This window comes from Massilia sp. SYSU DXS3249 (assembly GCF_053668055.1).
The window spans coordinates 1-10,303 of record NZ_JBSIPX010000035.1 but is presented as its reverse complement, the minus strand read 5'-3'; the positions used below and the strand labels follow the sequence as shown (position 1 = coordinate 10,303).

Here is a 10,303-nt window from a genome sequence, read left to right as displayed (position 1 = left end):
TGGAGGACATTTGGGAACTCTCTTTCCAGGGCATCGCACACTCCATTTGTTGGCTGTGCAATGATCATAAAAGTGTTACCTATGTCTCTAGACAGGTGTTACCTATGTCTCTGTGCTAAACAAGGACTCCACCCTACGAATCGCGGTAAACGTAGGGTGGAGTCCTGACTCCACGCGTTAGTACGCGGCGGAACTCGGGGAAGCAATAACGACCCGACGTTGAAAGAAACGCGACAAAAAACGCGACGAATCGCGCACGATTGCGCTTTTTGCCACCCGAGCACGCGCTTTCCAGCACCCGGTTAGAATGGGTTTTGACCGGAATGCAAAGGATTTATCAGATGCAACGAACCGCTTTGGTAGTGGGTGTAACGGGGATCGGCGGCAACCATGTTGCGCGTGAATTGCTAGCCGGAGGCTGGAACGTGGTCGGCCTGTCGCGCCGGGCGCCGAAGGATCTGCCCGGCGTGCGCCACGTCGCCGCCGACCTGCTCGACCCGGCGGCCCTGTCCACGGCGCTGGCCGGCATCGCGCCCACCCACGTCTTCATCACCACCTGGATGCGCCAGGACACCGAGCAGGCCAACATCCACGTCAACGCCGCCCTGGTATGCAACCTGCTCGACGCGCTGTCGCCGCAAAAGAGCGTGCGCCACGTCGCCCTCGTCACCGGCCTGAAGCACTATCTGGGACCGTTCGAGGCCTATGCCAGCTCCGGCACCTTGCCCGATACGCCACTGCGCGAAAGCCAGCCGCGCCTGCCGCTCGAAAACTTTTATTACGCCCAGGAAGACGAAGTCTATGCCGCCGCCGCGCGCGACCGGTTCAGCTGGAGCATCCACCGCCCGCACACCGTCATCGGCCTGGCCGTCGGCAATGCGATGAACCTCGGCACTACGCTGGCCGTGTATGCGAGCATCTGCAAGGAAACCGGGCGCCCCTTCCAGTTCCCGGGCTCCGAGGCGCAGTGGAAGGGCCTCTCCGACGTCACCGACGCCCGCATGCTCGCCAAACAGCTGGTATGGGCCGCCGACACCGACGCCGCCAAGAACGAAGCCTTCAACATCGTCAACGGCGACGTGTTCCGCTGGAGCTGGCTGTGGCCGAAACTGGCCGAGTGGTTCGGCGTGGAAGCGGCCGGCTACAACGGGCAGATGCAGCCCCTGGAGGCGGCCATGGCCAACGACGGCCCGCTCTGGCGCGAGATCGCCGAGCGCCACGGCCTGGCCGAGCCCGACCTCGACCGCCTGGCCTCCGCCTGGCACACCGACCTCGACCTCGGCCGCCCGCTGGAGGTGATGACCGACATGGCCAACAGCCGCCGGCTCGGCTTTTCCGCCTGGCAGGCGACCGACGACTCCTTCTTCGACCTGTTCGCGCGCCTGCGCGCCGAGCGCCTGATTCCCTAGGAGGCTTGCGCCGAGATGGACGCCGCCCGCCGACCGGATGCAGCGATGCACGTCGTGCTGGTCACGATCGGCTCGGCGGGCGACCTGTTTCCCTTCATGCGCATGGCGCTTGCCTTGCGCGAGGCGGGCCACCGCATCAGCTTTCTCGGCCCGGTCCAGCACGAACCCTTCGTGCGCGCCGCCGGCCTGCCTTTCCACGGCCTGCCGGCCGACCCGGCGGTGCTCGACCATCCCGACCTGTGGCACCCGACCCGCGGCTTCGGCATCGTCTGGGAGGCGACCCGTCCCGCCATGGCCGAGGTGCCGGCCTTCCTGCGCACGCTGCCGCTTGACGAGCAATGCACGATGCTCGTGCACCCGCTGGCGCTGCCCGAAGCCGACCTGTGCCGGGCGGCGCGGCCCGGCCTGCGCATCGCCGCGGCCTTCCTGGCGCCATCGAACCTGCCGACCGTCCACGACCCGCTGATGCTGGGCCCGTGGCGCGTGCCGCGCTGGGTGCCGCATGGGGTGCGGCGACGCCTGTGGCGCGGCCTCGGCGCGCGCTTCATCGACCCGATCGCGCTCCCCAGCGTGAACGCGGCGCGCAGCCGGGCCGGGCTGGCCCCGGTGGCGGCGCTGATCGACACCATCTTCTCGATTGCCGATCTGTCGATCGTGCTGTTTCCGCCCTGGTTCGCACCCATCCAGCCGGACTGGCCGCAGCCGCTGCTGCAGGCGGGTTTTCCGCTGTACGACCCGGACCCGCAGGCCGCGCTGTCGCCCGAGCTGCTGCATTTCCTGGGGCAGGGCGGCAGGCCCCTCGTGTTCACGCCCGGCACCGGCAACCGCCAGGCGCGCGCTTACTTCGAGCATGCCGCCGAAGCCGCGCGGCTGCTGGGCGAGCGCGCGATTTTCCTGACGCCGCACCGCGACCAGTTGCCGCCGGAACTGCCGTGCCACGTGCTGTGGCAGGAGTACGTGCCGCTGCGCGCCCTGCTGCCGCACGTGGCGGTGCTGGTGCACCACGGCGGCATCGGCACGACCGCCGAGGCGCTGCATGCCGGCACCGCGCAACTGGTGGTGCCGCTCGCGCACGACCAGTTCGACAACGGGGCGCGGGTCGAGGCGCTCGGGGTGGGGGCGAGCCTGCCGGCCACGCGCCTGAGCACGCGCCGCCTGCTGGCGCGGCTCGAGGCCCTGCTCGACGACGAGGGCCTGGCGGGGCGGTGCAGGGCGGTGGCCGCGAACTTCAACGGCGATCCGGGTCTTGATGAGGCGGTTGCCGCCATCGAGGGGTTGGCCGCCTGACCGGTTGCCTGCCATTCAATGGAACGGTTCGCTCGGGCGTAGGGTGGGCGCCCCGTGCCCACGCGAACGCGACGTCCTGTTGGCCGTGTTCTTACGAATACGCCGCGTTGTGTTGGAGCCCGTTCCAGGCACCCCGAGTACGGGTAAGGTCAACCGCCGGTCTGCGTACGTGCGTTGGCCCGCGTGGGCACGGAGCGCCCACCCTACGCCCTTGCCAACGGCATGCTACGCTCTGAGCGCCTGCACGGGACTCATGCGCATCGCCGCCATCATGTGGCGCGCGGTCGCAGCCAGCGCCGCCACCAGCGCCAGGCCCAGCGCCGCCACGAGCGGCCATTGCCCGAGCGGCGCGTGCTCGGCGAAGCCGGACAGGTACAGGTGGATCGCGATCGCCGCCGCCGGCAGGCCCAGCGCGGCCGCGGCCGCCACCGTCAGCCCGAACTCGCGTCCCAGGCGGCGTGCGATGGCGCCGTTACTGGCGCCGTACAGCTTGCGGATCACGATCTCGCGCCGGCTGCGCTGGACGGTATAGGCCGAGAGCACGTAGATGCCGAAGGCGGCCAGGGCCAGGGCCACCAGGCTGGCGGCGCCGAGGATCTTCAGCATGCGCAGGTCCTGGCGGTAGCTTTCGCCGAAGATGCTGGCCGCGCTCTGCATCATCATGATCCCGTTCGGGAAGTACTGGCGCCAGACCGGTTCGATCGCGCGCGCCAGCGCCTGTTGGTCAAGCTTTGTGCGCACCGTGACGACGCTGTCCGCATCCGTCAGCAGGTAGACGATCGGCCCCGGGCGCTCGCGCATCGAGTGGTGGCGCAGGTCGGGCGCCACGCCGACCACGACCAGGTCGCCTCCGTCCTGGCCTGCTCCTGCCGCGAACGGCATCTTGCCCAGCACGTCCTGCGCCCTGCGGTAACCCAGCGCCTCGACCGCCGCCATGTTCAAGACCATGACGCTGGACTTCGGCCCGTCGCGCTTGGCGCTGAACAAACGTCCGGCGCTGGGGCGGATGCCGTACAGGTCGAAGAACTCCGGCGACACCCGCTTGATCTCGACCTTCAGCTGCTTGCCGTCGCGCGTTTCGTAGCCGCCGGTGATCTTGTTGGCGTCGCGCCCGATCGCCTCGGCCGACACCGCCGATCCCTCGATGCCCGGCACGCGCGCCACGGCCGGCACGAAGCCCTGCACCTGTTCGTCGGTGGCCTTCGGCATGTGCAGCAGCGTCAGGCCGGCCGGGTCGAAGCCGGGATCGGCGCCGGTCGCATACCAGGTCTGCCAGCCGACCGCCACCGTGATGCCGCCCAGGGCCATCGCCGTGGCGAACTGGAGCACGGTCAATGTGCGCCGCACCCACAGGTTGGCTGTCGTCTCGCTGCTGCTGTCGCGCCCCGCCAGCACCGTCGACGGGCGCACCCGCAGGGCGGTCCAGGCCGGGTAGAGCCCGGCCGCGATACCCGCGGCCACGCCCAGCAGCAGCGCCAGCGCCAGCCGGCCGGCCGTGAAGAAGCCCTCGAGCTCGCGGTTGACCAGGTCGGCGAACAGCGGCAGCAGGAGCCAGGCGAGCAGGATGCCGGCGCCGGTCGCCAGCAGTGCGACCAGCACCGACTCGGCCACGAACTGGCCGGCGACGCGCGGCGCCGTCGCGCCCAGCACCTTGCGCATGCCGATCTCGCGCTGGCGGTGCAGGGTGCGTACGGTGGCCAGGTTGATCCAGTTGGTCATCGCCAGCGCCAGGATCAGCAGCGCGACCCCGGCCAGCGCCAGCGTGCTGTCGCGCTGGCCGTAGTTGCGCGCGTTCCTGCCGCTGGCCAGGTCCGGGTCGAAGTAGGCGTCGCGCAGCGAGACCAGCCTCTCCTCGACGCCCGGCCCGGCAAGCGCGCGGCCCATGGGACCGTCCTGGAAGCGCCGGTTCACGGGCAGGGCCATCACCGCATCCTGCAGCAGCGCTTCCAGGCGCGCGACATCGGCGCCCGGCCGCAGCTTCAGGAAGACGTGGCCGCGCCCCTGCTCGGACGGGTGCAGCGCGCGGTCCTCCGGCGCGCGAGCGCGGCTGAGCGGGCCGGTCAGCACATCCCACTTGTGCGTACTGTTGGCCGGCAGGTCCGGGATCACGGCCAGCACCTGCAGCACCTCGTCGTTCACGCGCACCGTCTTGCCCAGCGCGTTGGCGGTGCCGAACAGGCGCAGCGCCGTTTCGCGGGTCAGGGCCAGGCCCTCGGGCCGCGTGAGGGCGGCCTGCAGGTCGCCCGCCAGCGGCGTGATACCGAAGATCGGGCCGAGCGCCGGGTCGGCCGTGAACAGGAGCGCTTCGTGAAGCTGGGTCCCGACGCGTATCGAGTGCAGGAGCTGCTCGGCGATGGCGGCCTGTTCGACCATGCCGCTCTTGAGCGCCGTGTCGCGCAGCGGCAGCGCGGCGCGCGTGTTCCAGTCCGGGCGCGGGAAGAAGTTGATGCGCTGCTTGACCACGTGCACCCGGTCGGCCTCGGGCACGTGGCTGTTGTAGTTCAGGCAGTAGGCCACGAAGCCGAGCAGCAGGAAGCAGGCGGCGCAGGCCACGGCCAGGCCGAGCACGGTGACGGCGGAGTAGCCCGGCTCGGCGAGCAGCTGGCGCCAGCCGATGCGGAAGTCGCGAAGCGAAAGCGGCGCCCTCATGCCGCCCTCAGCGCGTCGACGACGATGCGGCCATCGAGCAGGTTCAGGGTGCGCGAGGCCTGGGCCGCGTGGGCCGGGGAGTGCGTCACCATGACCACCGTGGTGCCTTCGGCGTTGATCGTGCGCAGCATGCGCATCACTTCGTCGCCATGGGCCGTGTCCAGGTTGCCGGTCGGTTCGTCGGCCAGCAGCAGGGCAGGGCCGGCCACCAGCGCGCGCGCGATCGCGACACGCTGCTGCTGGCCGCCCGAGAGCTGCGAAGGCTTGTGGCGGGCGCGGTGCGCCACGCCCAGTTTGTCCAGCATGGCGCCGACCCGCTCGCGCCGCTCGCGGCTCGTCAAACCCGTGTATTCGAGCGCCAGCTCGACGTTCTCGAACACGTTCAATTCGTCGATCAAATTAAAACTCTGGAAGATGAAACCGATGCGTCCGCGCCGCAGCCCGTTCAGGCGCGCCTCGCTCCAGCCGGCCACGTTCTCGCCATCGAACCGGTATTCGCCGGTGGTCGGCACGTCGAGCAGCCCGAGCAGGCCAAGCAGGGTGGACTTGCCGCAGCCCGAAGGGCCGGTGATGGCGACGTATTCGCCGGCCTCGATCTCGAGGTCGATCCGGTCGAGGGCGGTGGTGTGGACTTCCCCCGCCACGTGGGTTTTGCTGACGCCTGAGAGTTTGAGCATGCTGTTCCTTTTGATCGGTGAGAGATTACTGTGAAATGCTGAGTGCGGTCGACTTTCCGAAGGCCGCGTAGCTTGAAACGATGACCCGTTCGCCGGGGCGCAGGCCGGAGAGCACCTCGACCTGGGCGTTGGAACGCCGCCCGAGGCGGATGGGGCGCCGCTGCGCCTGGCCGCCCTGCGCGTCCACCACGAAGGCCCAGGCGCCGCCGCTGTCGTTCACGAAAGGCCCGGCCGGCAGCAGCAGGGCGCGTCCCGGTTCGCCCAGGGTGAGCTGGGCATCCAGGCTCTGGCCCGGGCGCAGGCCGGGCGGCTGGGCGCCGGTGAACAGCAGCTCGGCGAGGAAGCGGCCTTCCTTGATCTGCGGGTAGACGCTGGCGATGCGCACTTCGTGGCTGCGGCCGTCGTGCTGGATGCTTCCGGTGCGTCCGGCCGCCACCCGGTTCAGGTAGAACTCGTCGATGCGGGCGGAGAGCTTGAAGCGCGCCGGGTCGTCGATGCGGCCGACATTGCGGCCGGTGGCGATCGACTCGCCGACCTGCATGCGGAAGTCGGTCAGCCGGCCCGCCGCCGGCGCGCGCACCACCAGCGCATCGACCGTGCCCTGCACCAGCTGCAGCCCGTTGTCGAGTCCATCGATCGCCTTCTCCAGCTGGGCAAGGGCGCGTCCGCGCACCGCGCCTTCGGCTTCGGCGCTGCATTGTTCGAGGGCGACGGCGCGCTGCTCTTTGTCGAAGGCATCGCGCGATTCGTCGAGGGCGACGCTGGAGAGGAAGCCGCGCGCCGCCAGCTGTTCGCTGCGCGCGAGGCGCTTCCTGGCCTGCTCGAGCTGGAAGGCGAGTTCGTCAAGGCGGCGCTGGCGCGCGCTGCGCTCGCTTTCCTGCGCCAGGCGCAGGTTCGACAGGTTGTAGATCTGCTGCGCCTGTTCCGCCTGGCGCGCCAGCAGTTCGAGGTTGCGCTGCGGGTTCGAGATGCGAAACAGCAGCTGGCCCTTGCGCACGACGTCGCCGTCGCGCACGAACACTTCTTCGATGCGCCCCGATTCCACCGAGTCGAGGATGACCGAATCGAGCGGCTCGGCGCTCGCGCGCACCACCAGTTCGTCGCGGAAGATGCCCTGCTGCGCCGTGGCGATCTGCAGGTCGGCACGTGCCACGCGCAGCCCGCGCGGGATCTGCTGCCAGGCCGCGAAGGCGACGGCGATGGCCAGTGCGATGGCGGCGCATGTCAGCGCCATCTTCTTGCCGCGCCGGCGCGGAACGATGGTGTCCATCGCGGCGCCGGTGACGGCGTTGTGGATCGGTTGGAGAGACATGGAAGCCCTGAGCGAAGTTGACGAGGGCTCCATTTGCAAGCTCCATGCCATGCCGGTTTTCGGCCCTGGACGGCTGTTTTGACGGGCCGCCTGTTCGGGACTGAACAGGCAAGGTGTTCATTTCCGGACAGGTGAGCGGCGGCGTTGAACTTGCCGTTTCGCCAGCTCATCTTCGCTGCTAGAATGCCCCGACTTCGATCCTCAGCAGCCGCCCCATGCATCCTTCGACCGCCCGCATCCTGATCCTCGACGACGATGCCGACGTGGCCTTCGCCGCGCGGATGCTGCTGCGCCGCCGCCATGGTGAGGTCGCCGTGCTGGACGATCCCGCGGCCCTGCCGGCGTACCTGGCGCAGGGCGTGCCCGACGTGGTGCTGCTCGACCTGAATTTCACGCTCGGGCGCACCGACGGCGCCGAAGGCCTGGCGGTGCTCGACCTGTTGCGGCGCCAGCCGCAGCCGCCCGCGGTGATCGCCCTGACCGCGTACGCCGGCGTGCCGCTCGCCGTGGAAGCGCTCAAGCGCGGCGCCGACGACTTCATCACCAAGCCCTGGGACAACGCGCGCCTGGCCGCGGCGGTCGACGGCGCCCTGGCCCGGCGCAGCACCGCGCCGGTTACTGCGCTGCGTTCGAACCTGATGGGAGAGTCGGCGGCGATGGCGGCCGTGCGCAGCATGGTGGCGAGCGTGGGGCCGACCGAGGCCAACGTGCTGGTGCTGGGCGAGAACGGCGTCGGCAAGGAGCTGGTCGCGCGCGCCATCCACGACGCCTCGAAGCGCGCCGGCGCCGCCTTCCTCGCAGTGGACATGGGCGCCTTGCCGGAAGCGACCTTCGAGAGCGAGTTGTTCGGCCACCGCAAGGGCGCCTTCACCGATGCCAAGACCGATCGCGACGGCCGCTTCCAGGCCGCGCGCGGCGGCACGCTCTTCCTCGACGAAGTCGGCAACATGCCGCTGCCGGCCCAGGCCAAGCTGCTGGCTGCCCTGGAGCGCAGGGAGGTGACGCCGCTCGGCGCCGACCGCCCGCAGGCGGTGGACGTGCGCATCGTCAGCGCCACCAACCTCGACGAAGCCAGCCTGTTCGACCCGGGCGTGTTCCGCTCCGACCTGCTGTTCCGCCTGAATACCATCGTGATCCGGGTGCCGCCGCTGCGCGAACGGCGCGAGGACGTGCCCGGCCTGCTGCGCCACTACCTGGCGCACTACGAAGCGCAGTACGGCCGGCCTGCGCGTATGCTGTCCCAGGCTGCGCTCGATGCGCTGGCCGCCTGGCACTGGCCCGGCAACGTGCGCGCGCTGCGGCATGCCTGCGAACGCGCCGTCATCCTTGCCGGCGGCGGCAGCTACGACATCGGCGATTTTGGATTGTCGTCACCTTCGGCGCCGCCCACGCAGGCTGCGCCAGTTCCGGCGCCCGACGACCAGACGCTGGGCGAAGTCGAGCGCGGGGCGATCGCCGCCGCGCTGGCCCAGGCGAAGGGCAACATCAGCGAAGCGGCGCGCAGGCTGGGTCTGAGCCGCGCGGCGCTGTACCGCAAGCTCGAGAAGCATGGCCTCTAAAAGGGCGCTTCAGATCCGGGCCGGCCTCTGCGTCCTGGTGCTGATGGCGCTCGCCGGCGGCGCCGGAGCGGCGGCCGGGTCGCCGCGGGTGCTGGTGCTGTGCGCGCTGGCGGCGCTGCTCCCCGCATGGCTGCTGTGGCGGTCGCTGGCCCGGCTTCCTCGTGTCGCACCCGCCGCCGCGCCCGATCCGGCACCGGCGCTCGCCCGACCCGACAACGCGCTCTTGCTCGAAGCGCGCCTCGAACACGCGCCGGTGGCCTTGTTCCTGCTGGCGCCGGGCGACGGCGCCGGGGCGTCTCCCCAGAACGCCGCCGCGCGCCAGCTGCTCGCGCCCGGCCGCGTCGTCGACCGTGACAAACTGTTCGCCGGCCTGGCCGCGCAGCCGGCCAGCGGGCGCGCCTTGCTCGCCTTCGACACGGAACGCGGCAGCGAACGCTTCATGGTCGCGATCTCCTCGCTGACGGTGCAGGGCAGGGCGCAGCGCCTGGCGGCCCTGCTGCCGGTCGAGAGCGAACTGGAATCGGAAACCCTGCATGCCTGGCGCCAGCTGGTGCAGGTGCTGACCCACGAGATCATGAATTCGCTGACCCCGGTCGCCTCGCTGTCGACCACCGCGCAGGGCCTGCTGCTCGAACTGCAGCCGCGTCTCGGGGAGGATGGCGCCGACCTCGCCGTCGCCCTCGATGCGATTGCGCGCCGCGCCACCAGCCTGGCCGATTTCGTCGGCAGCTACCGCAGCCTGTCGGCCCTGCCGGAGCCGCGTCCGGAACGGATCGACGTCGCCGAGCTGCTGGGGCGCATGTCGGCCCTGATCGGGCCGGCCTGGCGCGCGCGCGGCGGCGAGCTGCGCATCCTGGTCGAGCCGGCCTCGCCGGCCCTGGTGGCCGATGCCGGCCAGCTCGAGCAGGCCCTGATCAACCTGCTGAAAAACGCCGCCGAAGCCACGGCGCACCTGGCGGCGCCGCAGGCGACCGTGCATGCGCGCCTGGTGCGCGGCGCGCGGCTGCAGATCGACGTCAGCGACAACGGCCCCGGCGTGCCGGAGGAGCTGCTGCCGCACATCTTCACCCCCTTCTTCACGACGAAAAAGGGCGGGCGCGGCATCGGCCTGGCGCTGGTGCGCCAGCTGGTGCATGGCAATGGCGGGACGGTGCGCCATGTGCGTCCCGTGTCGGGCGGGGCGCGCTTCATGCTAGGTTTCTGAACGTGCCTGACAAAAATCTGTTGTTTACTATGATGGCAACAAGCTCATACACTGAGCAATATCGATAGTCTGGAATCGGCCTATTGCGTTGAAAAACTCCTAGGCAAGAAGGTTCCTGATGAAGTAACTCTACAGGAAAAATGCGTTACGTAGCCAATGCAGGGTTCGCTCAACTGGTTACTAGCTGCATGTTTTGTTTCGGTTGA

The 10,303-nt window shown here is 69.8% G+C and carries 7 protein-coding genes; 4 read left to right on the top strand and 3 right to left on the bottom strand.

Going from position 1 to position 10,303, the window contains the following annotated elements; all coding sequences use genetic code 11:
• The first annotated feature begins 341 nt into the window (after window positions 1–341).
• Together ACWCIA_RS22770 and ACWCIA_RS22765 are read left to right on the top strand one after the other, a co-directional pair.
• Window positions 342–1,409 (top strand): SDR family oxidoreductase, encoded by a 1,068-nt coding sequence (locus tag ACWCIA_RS22770; RefSeq protein WP_454166768.1) that lies wholly within the window; start codon window positions 342–344, stop codon window positions 1,407–1,409.
• A gap of 45 nt (window positions 1,410–1,454) precedes the next feature.
• The gene (locus ACWCIA_RS22765; RefSeq protein WP_454166767.1) at window positions 1,455–2,696 is read left to right on the top strand and encodes a glycosyltransferase; all 1,242 of its coding nucleotides are present in this window, start codon (window positions 1,455–1,457) and stop codon (window positions 2,694–2,696) included.
• A 225-nt stretch (window positions 2,697–2,921) separates the two neighbouring features.
• Here the strand turns inward: ACWCIA_RS22765 and ACWCIA_RS22760 are convergent, their stop codons facing one another.
• Genes ACWCIA_RS22760 through ACWCIA_RS22750 form a run of 3 tightly spaced genes read right to left on the bottom strand, consistent with a single transcriptional unit; the run spans window position 2,922 to window position 7,334 of the window.
• On the bottom strand, window positions 2,922–5,345 hold the full coding sequence (locus ACWCIA_RS22760) for an ABC transporter permease (RefSeq protein WP_454166766.1): 2,424 nt from the start codon (window positions 5,343–5,345) through the stop codon (window positions 2,922–2,924).
• The gene (locus ACWCIA_RS22755; RefSeq protein ID WP_454166765.1) at window positions 5,342–6,022 is read right to left on the bottom strand and encodes an ABC transporter ATP-binding protein; all 681 of its coding nucleotides are present in this window, start codon (window positions 6,020–6,022) and stop codon (window positions 5,342–5,344) included. Before ACWCIA_RS22755 ends, ACWCIA_RS22760 begins: the two co-directional genes overlap by 4 nt.
• A 25-nt stretch (window positions 6,023–6,047) precedes the next feature.
• Window positions 6,048–7,334, bottom strand: a complete 1,287-nt coding sequence (locus ACWCIA_RS22750; protein WP_454166764.1) for an efflux RND transporter periplasmic adaptor subunit — start codon at window positions 7,332–7,334, stop codon at window positions 6,048–6,050.
• A 215-nt stretch (window positions 7,335–7,549) separates the two neighbouring features.
• Here ACWCIA_RS22750 and ACWCIA_RS22745 point away from each other — a divergent pair, with 215 nt between their 5' ends.
• Together ACWCIA_RS22745 and ACWCIA_RS22740 are read left to right on the top strand one after the other, a co-directional pair.
• Window positions 7,550–8,893, top strand: coding sequence for a sigma-54-dependent transcriptional regulator (locus ACWCIA_RS22745; RefSeq protein WP_454166763.1), 1,344 nt, complete (start codon window positions 7,550–7,552; stop codon window positions 8,891–8,893).
• A complete protein-coding gene (locus tag ACWCIA_RS22740) occupies window positions 8,883–10,097 on the top strand; it encodes a sensor histidine kinase (RefSeq protein WP_454166762.1) in 1,215 nt (404 codons plus the stop codon). Before ACWCIA_RS22745 ends, ACWCIA_RS22740 begins: the two co-directional genes overlap by 11 nt.
• The last annotated feature ends 206 nt before the right edge of the window (window positions 10,098–10,303 follow it).